18 protein-coding genes and 2 pseudogenes are annotated in these 17,770 nt (G+C 71.6%); 7 read left to right on the forward strand and 13 right to left on the reverse strand.

What is annotated here, in order from left to right:
- Positions 1 to 28: 28 nt before the first annotated feature.
- Positions 29 to 1,372, reverse strand: coding sequence for a helix-turn-helix domain-containing protein (locus ACF09C_RS34900; protein WP_392097383.1), 1,344 nt, complete (start codon positions 1,370 to 1,372; stop codon positions 29 to 31).
- 209 nt (positions 1,373 to 1,581) lie between these two features.
- Here ACF09C_RS34900 and ACF09C_RS34905 point away from each other — a divergent pair, with 209 nt between their 5' ends.
- Positions 1,582 to 2,310, forward strand: coding sequence for a DUF4232 domain-containing protein (locus tag ACF09C_RS34905; RefSeq protein ID WP_392097384.1), 729 nt, complete (start codon positions 1,582 to 1,584; stop codon positions 2,308 to 2,310).
- Here ACF09C_RS34905 and ACF09C_RS34910 read toward each other — a convergent pair.
- From ACF09C_RS34910 to ACF09C_RS34930, 5 genes are all read right to left on the reverse strand, one after another.
- On the reverse strand, positions 2,303 to 2,983 hold the full coding sequence (locus tag ACF09C_RS34910; protein WP_392097386.1) for a 4'-phosphopantetheinyl transferase: 681 nt from the start codon (positions 2,981 to 2,983) through the stop codon (positions 2,303 to 2,305). The genes ACF09C_RS34905 and ACF09C_RS34910 overlap by 8 nt on opposite strands.
- Positions 2,980 to 3,828, reverse strand: coding sequence for a metallophosphoesterase family protein (locus tag ACF09C_RS34915; protein WP_392097387.1), 849 nt, complete (start codon positions 3,826 to 3,828; stop codon positions 2,980 to 2,982). Before ACF09C_RS34915 ends, ACF09C_RS34910 begins: the two co-directional genes overlap by 4 nt.
- Positions 3,829 to 4,190: 362 nt before the next feature.
- Positions 4,191 to 4,688: a peptidylprolyl isomerase gene (locus ACF09C_RS34920; RefSeq protein WP_392097389.1), complete on the reverse strand. Its 498-nt coding sequence runs from the start codon at positions 4,686 to 4,688 to the stop codon at positions 4,191 to 4,193.
- Between the two features lie 154 nt (positions 4,689 to 4,842).
- On the reverse strand, positions 4,843 to 6,924 hold the full coding sequence (locus tag ACF09C_RS34925; protein ID WP_392097391.1) for a heavy metal translocating P-type ATPase: 2,082 nt from the start codon (positions 6,922 to 6,924) through the stop codon (positions 4,843 to 4,845).
- Positions 6,917 to 7,273: a winged helix-turn-helix domain-containing protein gene (locus ACF09C_RS34930; RefSeq protein ID WP_392097392.1), complete on the reverse strand. Its 357-nt coding sequence runs from the start codon at positions 7,271 to 7,273 to the stop codon at positions 6,917 to 6,919. Before ACF09C_RS34930 ends, ACF09C_RS34925 begins: the two co-directional genes overlap by 8 nt.
- A gap of 220 nt (positions 7,274 to 7,493) precedes the next feature.
- Between ACF09C_RS34930 and ACF09C_RS34935 the strand changes: the two genes are divergently transcribed.
- The 3 genes from ACF09C_RS34935 to ACF09C_RS34945 all read left to right on the forward strand — a co-directional run bounded on the left by ACF09C_RS34935 (position 7,494) and on the right by ACF09C_RS34945 (position 10,292).
- Positions 7,494 to 8,444, forward strand: coding sequence for a bile acid:sodium symporter (locus tag ACF09C_RS34935; RefSeq protein WP_392097660.1), 951 nt, complete (start codon positions 7,494 to 7,496; stop codon positions 8,442 to 8,444).
- Between the two features lie 148 nt (positions 8,445 to 8,592).
- Positions 8,593 to 9,888, forward strand: coding sequence for an ADP-ribosyltransferase (locus ACF09C_RS34940; protein WP_392097393.1), 1,296 nt, complete (start codon positions 8,593 to 8,595; stop codon positions 9,886 to 9,888).
- A gap of 29 nt (positions 9,889 to 9,917) precedes the next feature.
- Positions 9,918 to 10,292, forward strand: a complete 375-nt coding sequence (locus ACF09C_RS34945; RefSeq protein WP_392097394.1) for a hypothetical protein — start codon at positions 9,918 to 9,920, stop codon at positions 10,290 to 10,292.
- 153 nt (positions 10,293 to 10,445) lie between these two features.
- On the opposite strand, the gene ACF09C_RS34950 is transcribed toward ACF09C_RS34945, so the two are convergent.
- Positions 10,446 to 10,934, reverse strand: a complete 489-nt coding sequence (locus ACF09C_RS34950; protein WP_392097395.1) for an RrF2 family transcriptional regulator — start codon at positions 10,932 to 10,934, stop codon at positions 10,446 to 10,448.
- Positions 10,935 to 11,018: 84 nt separating this feature from the next.
- Here ACF09C_RS34950 and ACF09C_RS34955 point away from each other — a divergent pair, with 84 nt between their 5' ends.
- The gene (locus ACF09C_RS34955) at positions 11,019 to 11,750 is read left to right on the forward strand and encodes an SDR family oxidoreductase (protein ID WP_392097397.1); all 732 of its coding nucleotides are present in this window, start codon (positions 11,019 to 11,021) and stop codon (positions 11,748 to 11,750) included.
- Between the two features lie 186 nt (positions 11,751 to 11,936).
- On the opposite strand, the gene ACF09C_RS34960 is transcribed toward ACF09C_RS34955, so the two are convergent.
- Entirely contained in the window at positions 11,937 to 12,440 is a 504-nt protein-coding gene (locus ACF09C_RS34960) for a carboxymuconolactone decarboxylase family protein (protein WP_392097398.1), read from the reverse strand.
- A 97-nt stretch (positions 12,441 to 12,537) separates the two neighbouring features.
- Between ACF09C_RS34960 and ACF09C_RS34965 the strand changes: the two are divergent.
- Positions 12,538 to 13,477 (forward strand): annotated as a pseudogene (locus ACF09C_RS34965) (pirin family protein).
- A 25-nt stretch (positions 13,478 to 13,502) separates the two neighbouring features.
- The gene (locus tag ACF09C_RS34970) at positions 13,503 to 13,859 is read left to right on the forward strand and encodes a GNAT family N-acetyltransferase (RefSeq protein WP_392097399.1); all 357 of its coding nucleotides are present in this window, start codon (positions 13,503 to 13,505) and stop codon (positions 13,857 to 13,859) included.
- Positions 13,860 to 13,922: 63 nt separating this feature from the next.
- Here ACF09C_RS34970 and ACF09C_RS34975 read toward each other — a convergent pair whose 3' ends face one another.
- The 5 genes and pseudogenes from ACF09C_RS34975 to ACF09C_RS34995 all read right to left on the reverse strand — a co-directional run bounded on the left by ACF09C_RS34975 (position 13,923) and on the right by ACF09C_RS34995 (position 17,768).
- Complete coding sequence (locus ACF09C_RS34975; protein ID WP_392097400.1) at positions 13,923 to 14,084, reverse strand: hypothetical protein; 162 nt, start codon at positions 14,082 to 14,084, stop codon at positions 13,923 to 13,925.
- A 587-nt stretch (positions 14,085 to 14,671) separates the two neighbouring features.
- Entirely contained in the window at positions 14,672 to 15,256 is a 585-nt protein-coding gene (locus tag ACF09C_RS34980) for a WD40 repeat domain-containing protein (protein WP_392097661.1), read from the reverse strand.
- Between the two features lie 3 nt (positions 15,257 to 15,259).
- Positions 15,260 to 15,448, reverse strand: a pseudogene (locus ACF09C_RS34985) (hypothetical protein); the annotation flags it as partial.
- 54 nt (positions 15,449 to 15,502) lie between these two features.
- Positions 15,503 to 16,561, reverse strand: a complete 1,059-nt coding sequence (tsaD, locus tag ACF09C_RS34990; protein ID WP_392097663.1) for a tRNA (adenosine(37)-N6)-threonylcarbamoyltransferase complex transferase subunit TsaD — start codon at positions 16,559 to 16,561, stop codon at positions 15,503 to 15,505.
- A gap of 73 nt (positions 16,562 to 16,634) precedes the next feature.
- Entirely contained in the window at positions 16,635 to 17,768 is a 1,134-nt protein-coding gene (locus ACF09C_RS34995; protein WP_392097401.1) for a bifunctional 2-methylcitrate synthase/citrate synthase, read from the reverse strand.
- Positions 17,769 to 17,770 lie beyond the last annotated feature (2 nt).

A 17,770-nucleotide genomic window follows, 5' to 3' on the forward strand; every position in this document is an offset into this window, starting at 1 on the left:
GAAGGTGGAGACGCGGGGCATGCGGCGTCTACGGCGTCTGCTCGCCGCTGTCCTCCACATGCCGGTCGATCCACTCGTTCCAGCCCAGCGGCCGGTCGTAACCGGGGCGGCCCACGTTGCCGCTCGTGCGGAACGGCTTGCCGTCGTCGTCGATCCGTACCGTGCCGCGCCGCGTGCCGCTGGACCAGTCCAGTTCGAGGTACCAGCTGACGTCGTGCGCCTGGGCGCGCGCCTTCACGTAGAAGACCTCGGGGTCGGACTCGCTGACCTTGTACGGGAAGTCCCGCTGGCCGGCGACGGGGCCCGCGTCGGGGCGGGGCGAGTCGAGGTCCACGGCGAAGGACTTGGTGGACACCTCGCCGCCGCAGCCGACGCCCATGGTGTAGTCGTTCCAGGCGAGCGGGGCGCCCTTCTTCACGACGCGGACGTGCAGGGCCTCCAGGACCACGGTCCGCTGTCCGGTGCCCTGCACGGTCAGCGCGAGCAGGTGCTCGCCGCTCGCCACCCCGCCGAGCGCCGAGACCCAGCCGGGCGCTTCCGCCTCCGAGGGCGGCGGGGGGACCTGCGCGGGCTCCCGGTCCAGCAAGTAGTGCTGGCTGCACGGGTCTTCCCACTTGTACGCGTTGGTGGCGACGGTCGGCGCGGTGGCCTCGGCCGCTTCCGTACGCGCGTCGGCGCCGTTGCCCGCGCCCGTGCCTGTGCCCGTGTTCGTGCTCGGTGACGTGGAGGGGGTCGGGCCCGTGGTGCTGCCGCCCTTGCCCGACGCGGACGGGGGCGGGGTGACGGGGCCGGTCGGCGGGCGTTCGGAGACGGACGAGGAGGAGCCCGCGGCCCCCCGCTTGTCGTCACCGCCCGCGCCGTCGGCGAGGTTCAGCACGAGGGCCACCGAGACGACGGCCGCGACGACGGCCGCACCGGCGACGGCGAGGGTACGCCTGCGCGGGCCGCGCCGGGGGTTCGGCTCGGGGGCGAGCGCGGGGGCGGGAGTTGGGGCGGCGGCGGGGGCGGTGACGACCAGTTCGCTGTCGGCGGGGGCCTCCTTCTCGGCGGCCTCCTCAACCGGCTCCTGCGGTGCGGGAGAGGCAGCGGGTGCGGCGGGAGCGGGTGCGGCCTCGGGCGCCGCGCCCTTGCGCTGGCGTGTCACGTCCGCGTGCACCCAGAGGCGGTGCAGCTCGACGAGTTCGTCCGGCGTGGCCTTGCAGATCCGGGCGAAGCGCTCCACGGGCGCGTAGTCGGCCGGTACGGCCTCCCCGGTGACGTACCGATGCAGTGTGGAACCGCTCAGGTGCAGCCGCTTCCCCAGCGAGCCGTAGCTCAGTCCCGACCGCTCCTTGAGCCGCCCCAGCAGCGTCGCGAACTCGTCCCCGACCACCGATTCATCCTCTCCCGCATCCCGCCCCCGCATCCCGGGGATCGACAACTCCCCAGGTCAGCGGCGCAACTTCGTCCCAGTGTCCCGTACCACGCGGTGGTTCTGGCGGGCGGGACGGATCTTGGCACACGCTCTGGTCATCCAAGCACGCCGCAGCGGCCCGACCGCCCGGCCCGCACTCGACCCACCCAAATCCAGGGGGATCTGTCATGTCCGGACGCCTCACCCGAACCCGCCTCCTCGCCGCGACGACGGTCGCCCTCGCCGCACTCTCGGTGACCGCGTGCGGCGGCACCGACGCCTCCGCCGTACGGAACGAAGGCCCCGCCACCTCGTCGACCCCCGGCTCCCCCACCGCCTCCCACTCCCCCACCGCTTCCGCCTCCACCTCCCCGACGGCGCGGCCCACCACGCAGCCTCCGGCCACCAGCGCGACGACGCGGGCGCCCGAGAAGCCCGCCACGGGCAAGGTCGGAGGCGGGGAGTCCGGGGGCGGGGAGTCCGGAGGCGGAGAGTCCGGGGGCGGGGAGTCCAGGAACCCGCAGTGCGGCGCGGGCACCACACGGACCATCGCCACTCCTGTCGCCCGTCCCCTGAACCACCTCCTCATCACCGTCACCAACACCGGCAAGAAGAACTGCGACCTGCTCGGCTACCCGTACGCCCGCTTCGGCGAGGCCCAGGCCGTACCCCCGGTGGACGAGTCCACCCACCCCCAGGCGGTCGTCACCCTCGCCCCGGGCGAGTCCGGCTACGCGGGCGTCCGGCTGTCGGCCGCGGACGGCAGCGGTACGCACGGCTACACGACGAAGAGCCTCACGGTCGGCTTCAGGAACGGCACGGCCGCGAACCCCTCACTCGCGGGGAAGGGTGTGTACGTCGACTCCTCGCTCCGGGTGACGTACTGGCAGCAGAACATGGGCGACGCCCTCAACTGACCGCCTGGCGCGGCAGGACGATCGCGGTGCAGAGCAGTCCGTCGCGTACGGTCCAGCGTCCGGTCATCCTTCGCCCCGTCGGCCAGGGTCCCTCGACGAGGAGTTCGGCCAGGAACTCGCCCGAGGCGCGGCCGCGGCTGTCGCCGCCGACGTCCAGGTCGATCGTCGCCTCCTCGAAGCCGATGAAGCGTTCGGTCAGCGGGAACCACGCCTTGTAGACGGACTCCTTCGCGCTGAAGAGCAGCCTGTCCCAGCACACGGCGGTGTTCACACGCGCCAGCGCGTGAACGGCCGAGCTCTCCTCCGGGAAGGCGACGGCCTCCAGGACGCCGTCCGGCAGGGGTTCGTTCGGCTCGGCGTCGATCCCGATGGTCAGGGTCCGGTCAGCGCGGGCCACCGCCGCGGCGCGGTAGCCGTCGCAGTGCGTCATGCTGCCGACGACGCCCGCGGGCCACCGCGGCGCCCCGCGCCGTCCCGGCAGGATCGGCACGGAGGGAACGCCGAGACCGGCCAGCGCCTTGCGGGCGCAGGCGCGGGTGGTGGTGAACTCCCGCCGTCGGACGTCGACGGCGAGGGCGATGAGCTGCTCCTCCTCCGGGTGGAGCGGCTCGTGCGGGAGGTCGGTGCGGGAGTCCGCGTACCGGACGCCGGCCGGAAGTATGTCGCCGATCATCCGCGCGGCTCGTCCTGGAGCACCGGGCGCAGCAGTGTCTTCGGCAGCCCTCTCCTGCCCCACTCGCGCGGATAGCCGAGCGAGACCTCCTTGAAGGGGACCCCGTCGTACCGCGTGTCCCGGGGGATGTGCAGGTGTCCGTAAATCGCGGCGGCGGTACGGAACCTGCGGTGCCAGTCGGCGGTGAGCACGGTGCCGCACCACTGGGCGAAGTCGGGGAACCACAGCACCGAGGTGGGCTCCTGGACGAGCGGGAAGTGGTTCACGAGGACGAGCGGGATCTCCGGGTCGCAGGCGGCGAGCCGCTCCTCGGTGGCGGCGACACGGGCGCGGCACCAGGCCTCGCGGCTCGGGTACGGGTCGGGGTGCAGCAGGAACTCGTCGCTGCAGACCACGCCCGCGTCGTAGGCGCGGGCCAGGGCCTGCTCCTGGGTGAGTCCGGGGGCGCGGAAGGTGTAGTCGTACAGCAGGAAGAGCGGCGCGACGGTCACGGGTCCGTCGGCACCGCGCCAGACCGGATAGGGGTCTTCCGGGGTGTGCACGCCCAGGGTCCGGCAGAACGCGACCAGGTGGTCGTAGCGGGCCTGTCCGCGCAGCTGGACCGGGTCCGCCGGGTGGGTCCACAGCTCGTGGTTGCCCGGCGCCCACACCACCTCGGCGAAACGGCCGCGCAGCAGGGTGAGGGCCCACTCGATGTCCGTGGTCAGTTCGCCGATGTCGCCGGCGATGAGCAGCCAGTCGCCCGCGGTCTCCGGCTTCATCTCCTCGACGATGCGCCGGTTCTCGGCGTGGGAGACGTGCAGGTCGCTGACGGCGAGGAGCCGGCCGGTCTTCGGGTCGGTCACGGGTCTCACACCTGCGCTTCCGGTCCGAATTCACTCACCGGATTCCGCGCGGTGGCGCCGCCCTCCAGAAAGGAAAGGTGAATCGAGGTGTTCCCGACGAGCGGGTGCGAAATTCGCGCCGCCGCGTGTCGCGGCGGCGATACGCCGACGCCGACTAAATGCCCCTGCCCAGACACAACGCATCCCCACAACGTCGTCGATAAAAGCAGACTTTCAGTAAATCCCCCGCCAGGCCGCCTCAAGCTATACCAGTGGCCGATCCACTCGCAAGGCATTCGCCGGTGAACCGGCGGGCGGCACACCGGGGTCGGGCCGACGTCCGCGGCCCGACCCCGGGTGCTCGACTCGGCGCCATGGAGCCGTTACTCGACCTTGGCGCTCTGGATGACGACGGGCTCGACCGGCACGTCCTGGAAGCCGTCACGGCGGCCGGTGGGGACAGCGGCGATCTTGTCGACCACGTCGAGCCCCTCGACGACCTTGCCGAACACCGCGTAGCCCCAGCCCTGCGGGGACGGCGCGGTGTGGTTGAGGAAGTCGTTCTTCGCGGTGTTGATGAAGAACTGCGCCGTCGCCGACTGCGGGTCGGACGTACGGGCCATGGCCACGGTGTAGCGGCCGTTGGTCAGCCCGTTGCGCGCCTCGTTCTCGACCGGCGCGTGGGTGGGCTTCTGCGTCATGTCCTCCAGGAAACCTCCGCCCTGGATCATGAACGTCTGGATGACGCGGTGAAAGACGGTGTTGTCGTAGTGCCCCTCGTTGACATAGGTCAAGAAGTTCTCGACCGTCTTCGGCGCCTTCTCGGCGTCGAGCTTGAGCTTGATCACACCGAAGTTGGTGGTGAGCACGACCTGCGTCATCGTGGCTTTCCTCCGCGAACTGTCTGGCCTTCAAGAATGCGCGCACCACCCTATATGACCTGGGGCTGACATCCTCCAGGACCATGTCGCGGCGAGCGGAGTGTTCAATTCCTCCTACGAACGGCCGAAATCACGACCGGGCGGCCGCCCGGTTTCAGGCGCAGCAGCGACAGCCACTCGGCGCGGGTGCGGCCGGGACCGGCGTCTCGGCCTGTGCCGAACGACCGGCGAGGTCGAAGGGGCCGGGGAAGATCGGCAGCGACGTTCGACGGTACGGGGTCGACCGATCCGCGGCACGGGGCGCGGATCGGAGCGCGGCGTGGGCGGGCAGGTGCTTCGCGCGTCCGGCGCGGATGCCGTTGCCGATGACGAGCACTTCGGCGAGTTCGTGGACGGCGACCACGGTGGCCAGACCCAGTGCGCCGGTGGCGGCCAGCGGGACGAGCGCGACCAGGATCCCGCCGGACATCAGCAGGTTCTGGGTGAACACCCGGCGGGCCGCTCGGGTGTGGGCGACCGCGTCGGGCAGGCGGCGCAGGTCCTCGCCCATGAGCGCGATGTCGGCGGCTTCGACGGCGACGTCGCTGCCCATGGCGCCCATCGCGATGCCCGCGTCGGCTGTGGCCAGGGCGGGCGCGTCGTTGATGCCGTCGCCGACCATCGCGACGGGGCCGTGGGCGGCCCGGAGTTCGGTGACGATACGGGACTTGTCCCGAGGGAGGAGTTCGGCGCGTACGTCCCCGATGCCCGCGGCGGCGCCGATGGCCGCGGCGGTACGGGTGTTGTCGCCGGTGAGCATGACGACCCGGATGCCCTGCCCGCGCAGGGCCTTGACGGCCTCGGCGGCCTCGGGACGTATCTCGTCGCGTACGGCGACGGCGCCGAGCAGGACACGGTCGTGCTCGACCAGGACGACGGTGGCTCCGGCGTCCTGGAGCCGCACGACGTCGGCGGCCAGCGGGCCGGCCTCGACGAAACCGGGCTTGCCCAGGCGGGCGGGGCGGCCTTCGACCGTACCGGTGAGGCCGTTGCCTGGGACGGCTTCCACGTCCTCGCCCGGGACCGGGTCCCGCGCCGCGTCGACGGCGGCGAGGATCGCGGCGGCGAGCGGGTGCTCGCTGCGGGCCTCCAGGGCGGCGGCCACGGCCAGCACCCGGTCCCGGGCGGTGCCGGCGACGGGTACGACGTCGATGACGACGGGTTCGTTACGGGTGAGGGTGCCGGTCTTGTCCAGGGCGACCACCTTCACCTGGCCCAGGGCCTCCACCGCCGCGCCGCCCTTGACCAGGACGCCCGCCTTGGAGGCCGCGCCTATCGCGGCGACGACGGCCACGGGCACGGACAGGGCGAAGGCGCACGGGGCCGCGGCGACCAGCACGACCAGGGACCGCTCGATCCACACACCGGGGTCGCCGAAGAGGCTGCCCAGAGCGCCGATCAGGGCGGCGAGCACGAGGACGCCGGGGACGAGGGGCCGGGCGAAGCGCTGCGCGAGGCGCTGACTGGCTCCCTTGCGCTCCTGTGCCTCGTGGACGATGTGGACGAGCCGGGCGAGGGAGTTGTCCCGCGCGGTCGCGGTGACGGTGATCTCCAGGGCGCCGGCGCCGTTGACGCAGCCCGCGAACACCTCGGCGCCGGGGCCGGCTTCGACGGGCACGGACTCACCGGTCACCACCGACGTGTCGAGCGCGCTGCGGCCGGCGGCGACGACGCCGTCGGTGGCGAGCCGCTCGCCGGGCTTGACGAGAAGGACGTCGCCGACCCCGAGTTCGCCCACCGGCACCTCGGTGTCCGTACCCCCGCGTCGCACGGTGGCGGAGGGCGGGACGAGGTCGAGCAGGGCGCGCAGGCCGTGCCGGGTGCGGGCGACGGCGTACCCCTCGAGGCCCTCGGCGACGGAGAAGAGGAAGGCCAGCGTGGCGGCCTCACCGTACTGGCCGAGCGCGACGGCGCCGACGGCGGCGACCGTCATCAGCAGCCCGACGCCGAGCCGCCCCTTGAGCAGTCCGCGCAGAGTGCCGGGCACGAAGGTCGCCGCCCCGACGAGGAGCGCCGCCCAGGTGGCGCCGGTGCTCCAGGGGGCCGGAAGGAAGAGGGAGAGCAGGAGCAGCACTCCGGAGGCGGCGGCCGCCTGGAGTTCACGCACCCGCCATACCGCTGCGACCGGGGGTGTCGCGACCGCCTCTGCGGCCGAGACGGCACGGGGCGCGTCGGTCGCGCAGCACGCGTCAGCCATGGAGGTCCTCTTCGTCGGCGCAGTCGGCGTCGGCGGAGTCGACGAGCAGGACCAGGGAGGCCAGCTCGGCCAGGGCGTGGGCCAGCTTCGGATCGGCCAGCTCGTAGCGGACCCGCCGGCCTACGGCTTCGGTGCGCACGAGACCGCAGCCGCGCAGGCAGGACAGGTGGTTCGACACGTTCCCACGGGTCATGCCGAGGGCTTCGGCAAGGTCGGAGGGATAGGCGGGCGCCTCCAGCAGGGCCAGCAGCAGCCTGCGCCGGTTCTCGTCGGCCAGCGCGGTACCGACCCGGGCGAGCGCGGCGGCGTCGACGGCGACCGCGAGGCCGCGGGGGTGACTCGTCTCCATGAGAGGCACAGTACAGCCATTGCTGAATCAAGCACAGCCTGAATTAAGCACAGCCTGAAGCGGGGGCATTCTGAATCGTCGCGGACGCCAACCGAGACCACCACCGGCCACCTGCGAGGATGAGCCGCGAGACGATCGCCCGGCGGGGGCGTCGGGCGACAGGAAAGAGCAGGGCGGCGTGGAGCTGGAGCCCCGGGAGTCCAAGGGCCTGGTCGAGCGGATGGACGACCATCAGATCGCGATCTACCTCGTGGCGATGGCCGTCGGCGGCCTCCTCGGTCGGCTCGCCCCGGCCGCAGGACCCGGCTTGGAACACGCCATCAACCCCGTCCTCGGGGCGCTGCTGTTCGTGACCTTCCTCCAGGTACCGGCCGGCGAACTGTTCCGCTCCCTGCGCGACGGGCGCTTTCTGGCGGCGGCCCTGGTCGTGAACTTCGTCGTGGTCCCCCTCGTGGTGGCGGCGATGTTCGCGTTCCTCCCGGCCGACCAGGCGGTCCGCCTCGGAGTCCTGCTCGTGCTGCTGTGCCCGTGCGTCGACTACGTGATCGTCTTCTCGGGCCTGGCCGGGGGGTCGAGCCGCCGACTGCTCGCCGCCACTCCGCTGCTCCTGGTGGCGCAGATGCTGCTGCTCCCGGGTTTCCTCTACCTCTTCATGGGCCCCGACCTCGCCGACATCGTCGAGCCCGGCCCGTTCCTGGAGGCGTTCCTCGTCCTGATCGTGGTCCCGCTCGCCCTCGCCTGGGCCCTCCAGGCCTGGGCGTCCCGCCGCCCCACGGGCCGGAGGGTGTCGGACGCGGCGACCACCACGATGGTCCCCCTGATGGCGGCGACCCTCCTCACGGTGGTCGCCTCGCAGGTCCCGAAGCTCGGCGACAGCCTCACGGACGTCGCGGCCGTGATCCCCTTCTACGCGGCGTTCCTCGTGGTGATGGCCTTCGCGGGCAAGGCCGTCGCCCGCCTCTTCCGCCTCGACACCGGCGCCGCCCGCGCGATCGTCTTCACGGGCGCGACCCGCAACTCACTGGTGGTCCTCCCGCTGGCGCTGTCCCTCCCGGACACCCTGGCCGTCGCGGCGGCGGTGGTCGTCACCCAGACCCTCGTCGAAGTCCTGGGCATGATCGCGTACGTCCGCCTGGTCCCGCGCCTGGTCCCGGCACGGCCCCCCATGTGACTTCCGGGCAAACCAGGTCACTCACGGTCAGGTTGGAGTCGAAATTGATCGAACTCTAGGATGTTGACGGCGAGTTCGATCGACAGAGTCGGGGCTGCGTCAACCCCACGCCTCACGAGCCGCCGTCACCATCCACGGGGGACACGCGATGAGCGAGCTCGACACGACCGCGACGACCAGGGCGGACACGGTACCGCCACCTCGCGTACCGGACACACAGGAGCCGGTCGGGGAACCCGAGGAACCGCGGCGGGAAGCCGACGCGCCCTCCGGCCCGGACGCGAAGTCGGCGGAGAGGACCGAGGGCAGCGCCGACAGGGACAGCGGGGACGCCGGGGACGCCGAACCGGAGGAGCCGCTGGCCCCCAGGGAGCGCTTCGACTCGACGGACGGCCGGGATCTCGCGGAAGAGCCGGAGGAACCGGAGGAGCCTGAGGAACCGGAGGAGCCCGAGGAGCCGGAAGGCCTGGAGGAACCGGAGGACCGGGAGGAGCCGGAGGAGCCGGAGGAGCCGGAAGCCCCGGAGGGATTCGTCGACCAGGAGGACGCGGAGAACTCGGACGCCGCGGAGGACGCGGACGACCCGGCCAACTCGGAGGGCGCGGACGACCTTGACGCCACAGACGGCCCTGACGACCCTGACGCCCCGGACGACGAGCTTCCCGAGCTGGAGCTGGAACTCGCGCCGTACCGCGACTCCGTGCCGTACTCGACCACGTACACGGCATCACTCGGCGCCGGGGAGGCAGGCAGGGCCGACGCGCCGGACCTGTCGCGCGAGGAGGGACACGCCGAAGCCCCCGAACGGGCGGACGGTCCGGACTCCGAACCGGAGGAAGCCGATCACGGCGCCGAGGTCGAGGACCGGTCTCCGGCACGGGACTTCTCCAGCAACGACGAGGGCGCCGAGTACGGCCGGACGGAATGGGCCGACGCGCAGAGCCGTCTCACCGACGAGCAGCGGGAGGCGTTCTACGGCTACAGCCTGGAGAAGTACCCCGGCGACGAGGGGCCCCCTGACTACAAGGAGATCAACGGCTTCCTGCGCGGCTACGCTCCAGGCTCCGCGGAGGTCGACGACAGCATCCAGAGGATGGACGAGGGGATGGAGCTTCATCCCGTACCCGAGGACCTCACCGTCATGCGGGAGACCGGCCTCGACTCCTTCACCTGCCCGATCGAGGACATCGAAGGCAGCGTCCAGAGCGACCGGGGATACCTGTCGACCGCTCTCGGGTCCGATCCGGACTTCGACACCAGCAAGGAAGTGGTGCTTCACCTCAGGGTCCCGGAGGGTACCCCCGCCATGTACTTGGAAGGAGTCTCCGAGTACGGCTCGGAACGAGAACTGCTTCTCGGCCGCGGCCTCGAATACCTCGTCACGGAGCTCGACTACAACGAGGACGACGACCGCTATCACGTCCACGGTGAGATCATTCGCTGATGAACGCGCCACAGGGAGAGGGAGAGAAGATGCGACGCGGACCGATGTCCGAGGACCCGCAGTTCACCACGGTGAGCATGCCGGACGACTACGCACGACAGACGGACACCGCCGTCGTGTACGCACCGGTCGTCCGGGGCGATGTGACCGTGGGGCATGTGTGGGCATCGGCCACGGAAGCCGCTGCGGGCTTCCTCGCCTCACCCGCCGCAGGAACCGCCTCACGACCGGCGGCCATCGCCTGGACCCGCCGGCTACGGGAGTCGAAGGCACAGGGGCTCACCGCGCTGGAGGCGCTGCGACGCTGGACCGGGCAGCCGGACGACCCGAAGGCCGGACACGTGCCCACGGACGCCGAGGGCCACGCGCCGAACCTGGCCGCGCTCGTAGCCGACAAGGGCTGAGCCTCACCGAACGGCGCTGCCCGTTCCGGTGAGCGGTGAGCACCGGTGCCGAGACAGACCCTCCGGACTCACCGTCAAACCCCTTACGGCCGCCGGTCCGGAACGGTCGTGAACACCCTTCAACCGGCGAGGCGCCGGATCCGGAGCCCGGGCTCAACCGCCTCCTGACGCCCCGTCGAGCCAGGCGCCGACCCTCGGCAGCGCCTCCGGCCCGCTGTCCCCCTCCACCGACGCGGCGAGGTCGGCGATCGTGACGGCTGCCAGCGAGGCCCGCCATGCCGCGTCGGCGGCTCCCATCGCCCGGGCGATGGGGCATGCCTTCGTGCACTGCTCGGGCGGCGTCCCCAGCGGTCCGCGCTGACGGATCTCGGTGCACACGAAGGCCGGGCTCGCCCCGTCGACGGCCTGCACCACGTCCAGCAGCGAGATGTCCTCGGCCTTGCGGGTGAGGACATATCCGCCGGTCTTCCCCTGGATCGAGTGCACCAGACCCGCCCGCGACAGCGCCTGCATCTGCTTGGCGAGGTAGCTCGGCGACACGTCGTGCAGCGCGGCGAGCCGTGCCGCCGGCACGGGCGCGCTCGCCGCGGTCAGCACCACACAGCAGTGCAGCGCCCACTCGACACCCCCGGACAGTTTCATGCCACCTCCCTTTGACTCAGACACAGAATATCCGAGTATAATCTCGGACAAGATGTATCCGAGTTTGAGTCAGGAAGGCACACCATGAAGATCACCATCATCGGCACGGGCCTGATCGGGTCCCAGCTCGCCGACAAGCTCACCGCCCAGGGCCACGACGTCACGACGGCATCGCTGTCGTCCGGCGTCGACCTGCTCACGGGCGCCGGTCTCGACAAGGCGCTCGCCGACGCCCACACGGTCGTCAACGTGACCAACTCCCCCACCTTCGACGAGAAGTCCGTCGAGTTCTTCCGGACCACGGTGGGCAACCTGCTCGCCGCCGGCGAGCGCGCGGGCGTGGCCCACCAGGTCGTTCTGTCCATCGTCGGCGTGGACCGGGTGCCGCAGCTGGACTACTACCGCGCCAAGCTGCTCCAGGAGGAGCTGCTGCGCGGCGGCCCGACACCGTACTCGATCGTGCGCGCCACGCAGTTCTTCGAGTTCATGGAGCCGACCATGTCGTGGACGTCGGACGAGACGTCCGTACGCCTGCCCGCGACGCCGGTGCAGCCGATCGCCAGCGCGGAGGTGGTCGACGCCCTCGCGGACGTGGCGACCGCCCCACCGCTCGACGGCATCCTCGAGGTCGCGGGACCCGACCGCTTCACCCTCGACGAGATCGGCCGCATCACCCTGACCGCCCGCGGCGACGACCGCCCCGTCGTCGTGGACGCGCAAGCAGGCCTCTTCGCCGCCGTCCAGGGCGACGTCCTCACCCCCGGCCCGAACGCCCGCCTGGCCCCGACCCACTACAGGGACTGGCTCACCACCTGACCGCGGCGGGAGCAGGGGCACACACGCGCACGCGCCCCGGCCCGGCATTGATCTCCTCGTGGACCGCCGCCCGTGCGGCGCTGCTCGCCTCGGCCCTGGCGGTCCAGGCGGTGCTGTTCACGGCGGCCCTGGGCACCGGCCCCGCAAGGAGTCAGCGGGCGGAGGTCTCGCGTACCGGGCGCCTACTCAGGATCGGGCGGAGGTCTCCCGTACGGGGTGCTTGCTCAGGATCGAGACCCGGTTGAAGGCGTTGATCGTGATCGCCACCCAGACCACGGCGGAGACCTCGTCGTCGTTCAGCACCTGCCGCGCCTCCGCGTACGCCCGCTCCTGGGCGAGGGCGTCGGCGGGGTGCGTGGTGGCCTCGGCCAGGGCGAGGGACGCGCGCTCGCGGGCGGTGAAGAGCTCGGCGTCCCGCCAGGCGGCGAGCACCCCGAGGCGCCGGGTGGTCTCCCCGGCGCGGAGCGCGGCCCGGGTGTGGACGTCGAGACAGAAGGCGCAGCCGTTGAGCTGGGACACGCGGAGGTTGACCAGCTCGACCAGGATCCGGCCGAGCCCGGCCTCGGCCGCCGTCGTACGGACGACGTCCGCCGTCCCGACCAGTGCCTGGTACGCGGCCGGGCTCTGCTTGTCGAGGTAGATCCTGCCGTTGGACCGGCGGGTTTCCGAGGCCTGCGCCGTCTCGATCACCGTTGCTCCTTCGTCTGTTGTCCCGGGTTGCCTTCGAGACTATGATCACCCATAGTTGTTGAAAGTAAAACCACTTTGGGGAGGGAGGGCCAGGGAGATGGATCACACGGAGGTCGAGACGGACGTCGAGATCGAGGCCGGAGTCGAGGTCCTCACCGCCCGGGACGTTCCGCTGGGCGGACCGCGGGCGATGACCGTACGGCGCACCCTGCCGCAGCGGACGAGGACGCTGATCGGCGCCTGGTGCTTCGCCGACCACTACGGCCCGGACCGCGTGGCCGACACCGGAGGAATGGACGTCGCCCCCCACCCCCACACCGGGCTCCAGACCGTCAGCTGGCTGTTCAGCGGGGAGATCGAGCACCGCGACAGCCTGGGCACCCACGCCTTCGTACGGCCCGGCGAGATCAACCTCATGACCGGGGGTCACGGCATCAGCCACACGGAGGTCTCCACCCCAGGCACCACCGTGCTCCACGGCGTCCAGCTCTGGGTGGCCCTCCCCGACCAACACCGCCACGCCCCGCGCGACTTCCAGCACCACGCACCCGAGCCGCTCCGCCTCGTCGGAGCGGAACTGCGGGTCTTCCTGGGCACCCTCGCCGGCGGCACCTCCCCCGTGCGCACCTTCACCCCGCTCCTCGGCGCCGAGGTCGTCATCGACGCCGGCGCCACCGTCACCCTCGACGTCGACCCCGGCTTCGAACACGGGCTCCTACGTGCGCTTCGCCGGCACCGCCCTGCGCCCGGCCGAACTCGGGTACGTCGCCCCCGGCCGTACCACCCTCACCCTCACCAACGCCTCCGACCGCCCGGCCCGCACCGTCCTCCTGGGTGGCCCGCCGTTCGAGGAGGAGATCGTGATGTGGTGGAACTTCATCGGCCGCAGCCACGAGGACATCGTCGAGGCGCGGGAGGACTGGGAGCGCGCCTCCGACCGCTTCGGCACCGTCGAGGGCTACCCCGGCGCCAGGCTTCCCGCCCCCGCCCTGCCCAACGCCACCATCGCCCCCCGCAAGAACCCCACCCGCCACTGAACCCCGCACCGAGAGGACCTTCACCATGAGCGAGCAGACCGAAAGCACCGCCACCATCGCCCCCGTCGTCCGCCATGTCGACGCCCGCCATCGCTACGAGATCCTGGTCGCCGACAACCGCGCCGGCCTGACCGCCTACCGCGACCGCGACGACCAGCGGGTCTTCTTCCACACCGAGATCGACGACGCGTACGCCGGCCAGGGACTCGCCGCGATCCTCGTCGAGCAGGCCCTCGCCGACGTCCGCGCCTCCGGGCTGCGGATCGCCCCCGTCTGCCCGTACGTGGCCAAGTTCCTCACCAAGCACGGGGAGTTCGCGGACATCACCGACCCCGTCACGCCCGAGGTCCTCACCTGGCTCGACTCCCAGCTGAAGCGCTGAAGGCGACCGTTCCTGCCCGCACGTGTATGCCGAGACCTGATCACGGTCTCGGCATCGGCGCGATCAGAGCGTGCGGCGCACGCCCGCCTGGCGTTCCAGGTTGCGGAGCTGGACGGACAGATCGCCTTCCACGGCGAGGTGCGCGGGACCGCTGCGCCCGATGGGCAGAACCTCCTTGCTGCGCATGTCCTCCAGCATCAGGGCGAAGGCCGTGTACATGGCCACGAGGGCCACGACGAGGCCGAGGGCGCCCGCCGTACGGGACAGCCATTCGGCCCCGGTGGTGCGGGCGAGTCCGGTGGCCGCCCAGAGGGGCAGGGAGGACCGCCGGCACGAGCCACAGGGCGCGCTTCGGCCGGGTCACGCCCGCCACCCCGAAACAGAGCAGCGCCAGGTTGAAGACGCCCAGGACCTGAAGGTCGTCGGCAGCGCCGCTGAACATGACGAGGGCGCAGGCCAGCCAGCTGCCGGCGAACACCGCCGTCAGCGTCGCCGCGGTCACGTCACGGGCCCCGAAGGCCAGATGAGCCACGAGAAGCTGCAGGACGAAGGCAGGCAGCACGGTACAGGCGACGGCCGCTCCACCACGATCCCCGCCCACCCGGAAGAAGCACAGCTGCACAACCCGCCCTACGGCGGCCGTAGCCCCCGGTCCCATCCCGTCTGCTCCGAGCGGCCCGAACCATGAAGAACCTGGTCATCGCGAGACCGAACCTGTGCAGTTCTGGCTGTGCAGCCTGCTCGCCGACACGGCGCCGGCCACCTCGGTGCGCACCGACCGCCGGCGCCGATATCAACCTGACCAGGCCCTACTAAGTGGCCGCACAAGGCGGGTCGTACGCCAGTTGGGGAACGTATCGGCTCCATTGCTGTCGGCTCAGGGCGCCGGAGCTCGCGGCGCAGATACGGCTGATGGCGGACTCGACGTTCAGGTCCCAGAGCGTGGCCACGCCGTCGTCTGTGGTGGCAGCCAGGGTTTGACCGTCCGGGCTGAACGCCAGAACTGCGACGAATCCGGTCTCCACGGCCAGCGGGCGGCCGATGGGGGTGGGGTGGTCGGGATCAGTGACGTTCCACAGGTTGATGGTGCCGCTGTCGGTGTGGCCGGCCGCTGCGAGGGTGCGCCCGTCAGGGCTGAACGCCACCGACCACATGCTGCCGCCGGGCACGGTCAGGGGACTGCCCCTGCGCGTGAGGTGGTTGGGGTCGGTGGCATTCCACAGGGTGACGGTGCCGCGGCTGTTCCCGGTGGCGAGCGTCCGGCCGTCCGGACTGAAGGCCACCCACGTGCTGGTGGCGGTCGGCTGGTCGATCGGCTTCCCGATGCGGACCCCTGGGTCCGTCGTACTCCACAGTCCGACAGCGCCGTTGCTGCCGTCGCCGCCGGCCGCCAGCATCGTGCCGTCGGGACTGAACGCCAGAGAGAGGACGGACCCAGCCGACGACGGTGTCCCCGTCCAGCGCGAGCGCGGCGGTGAATCCGGGCCTGTGCACGTCGTCACCCAGCCGGCGCAGGTAGGCGACGGCCTGCTCCGGTCCCTCGCCCCAGTGTGGGGAGCCGAACGCGTCCGAGTACACGGCACGGACACCTGCCGCGTACGTGAGGAGGCGGCTACCGGACACCTGCCGGACGAGGGCGGTCATCAGGCGACTCTTGCCGGGGGCGCGGGCAACGGGGTGAGGGAGGCGTACTCCAGGGGCGCCGACGGGTCGATCGACACCCCCAGCGGGGCGGGCTCGGCGCCGGACCGGACGAGGAGGTCGCCGACGGCCGCGATCATGGCGCCGTTGTCCGTGCACAGCGTCATCGGCGGCACGCGCAGCTCCACCCCGGCAGCGGCGCACCGCTGCTCGGCCAGGCCCCGGACCCGGGAGTTCGCTGCGACGCCGCCGACGACGATCAGTGTCTTCACGTCGTACGCCTTGCAGGCCGCGAGCGCCTTGCGGGTCAGGACGTCGGCGACGGCCTCCTGGAGGGCGGCGGCCCCGTCCGCGACGGGCAGGTCCAGGCCCCGGGTCCGGTGCTTCTCGACCCAGCGGGCGGCGGCCGTCTTGAGTCCGGAGAAGGAGAAGGCGTACGGGTCGTCGCCGGGGCGCGTGAGCGGGCGGGGAAAGTCGACCGCACGCGGGTTACCGTCCCGGGCGGCCCGGTCGACGGCCGGCCCGCCGGGGTAGGACAGGCCCATGATGCGGGCGACCTTGTCGAAGCACTCCCCCGCCGCGTCGTCGAGCGTGTCGCCCAGGTGCAGGATCGGCTCGCGCACGAGGTCCCGGACGAGCAGGAGGGACGTGTGCCCGCCGGAGACGATCAGGACGACGCACGGGCTGGGCAGCGGGCCGTGCTCCAGGGTGTCAGCAGCGACGTGACCGGCCAGGTGGTGCACCCCGTAGAGCGGCACACCCGCCGCGTAGGCAAGGGTCTTCGCCCCGGCAAGACCGACCTGGAGGGCGCCGGAGAGGCCGGGACCGGTGGTGACGGCGACCGCGTCGATCTGCCCCAGCCGCAGCCCCGCCTGTTCCAGGGCTTCACGCACGACCGGGTTGAACGCCTGGAGGTGCGCCCGGGCCGCGATCTCCGGCACCACGCCGCCGAAGAGAGCGTGCTCGTCCATGCTCGACGCCACGACATGTGCGAGCAGCTTCCCGTCCCGCACGATCCCCGCACCGGTCTCGTCGCACGACGACTCGATTCCCAGGACGATCGGTCCACCCACTGCCCACTCCTTCTGCCTCACTCTTGCAGTTGCAATATATGTGCAACAAGGGCGCAAGGGGCTAACTTGCGGGCAGTGGGCGCTGGTCGGGGCCGTTGTAGGCGCCCAGGGGGCGGATCAGGGCGTTGTGTTCGAGCTGCTCGGTGATGTGGGCGGTCCAGCCGGTGATGCGGCTCATGACGAAGAGGGGCGTGAAGGTGGGGATGTCGAAGCCCATGAGGTGGTAGGCGAGGCCTGCCGGGTAGTCGAGGTTGGGGTGGATGCCCTTGCGGCTGATCATGGCGTGGCGCAGGGCCGCGTGCAGGGTCGCGAGGCGGGTGACGTCCGGGGCGGCGGCGCGGGCGACGAGGCGGTCGGTGGCCTCCTGCATGATCGGTACGCGGGAGTCCCCGTGCTTGTAGACGCGGTGGCCGAAGCCCATGATCTTGCGCTTGGAGGCCAGCGCCTCGTCCAGCCACCGCTCCGCCCGGTCCGGGTCGCCGATCTCGTTCAGCATGTGCATCACGGCCTCGTTGGCGCCGCCGTGGAGGGGGCCCTTCAGGGCGCCGATGGCCGCCGTGACAGCGCTGTAGAGGTCGGAGAGGGTGGAGGTCACCACCCGGGCGGTGAAGGTGGAGGCGTTGAAGCTGTGCTCGGCGTAGAGGATCAGGGAGATCTCGAAGCAGCGGACCACCGCCGGGTCGGGGACCTCACCGAAGCACATCCGGAAGAAGTTCTCGGCGTAGCCCAGTGCGGGGTCGGGCTGGACGGGGTCGAGCCCGTGCCGGCGGCGGTGGTCGGCCGCGACGACGACGGGGAGCTTCGCCAGCAGGGAGAGGGACTTGGCGCGGTTGGCCGTGGTGCTGCTGTCGTCCTCGGCGGGGTCCTCCGAGCCGAAGAAGCTGACCGCGGTGCGCAGCACGTCCATCGGGTGGCAGGTCTCGGGGAGCCGCGCGAGGACCTCGGCGGTGGTGCGGTCCAGGGGGCGCAGGGCACGTTCCTGCGCCTGGAACTCCCGCAGTTGGCTCGCGTCGGGGAGTTCGCCGTACCAGAGGAGGTACGCGACCTCCTCGAAGGCGCAGCGGGCGGCGAGGTCCTGGACCGGGTAGCCGCGGTAGGTGAGGGAGTTGGTCTCCTGGATGACGGTGGAGATCGCGGTGGTGTCGACGACGACACCGGCCAGTCCGCGGTGGATCTCGGGGGCGGTGGCGGTCATGG

This window comes from Streptomyces sp. NPDC014870, from assembly GCF_043081505.1.
Lineage (GTDB): Bacteria > Actinomycetota > Actinomycetes > Streptomycetales > Streptomycetaceae > Streptomyces.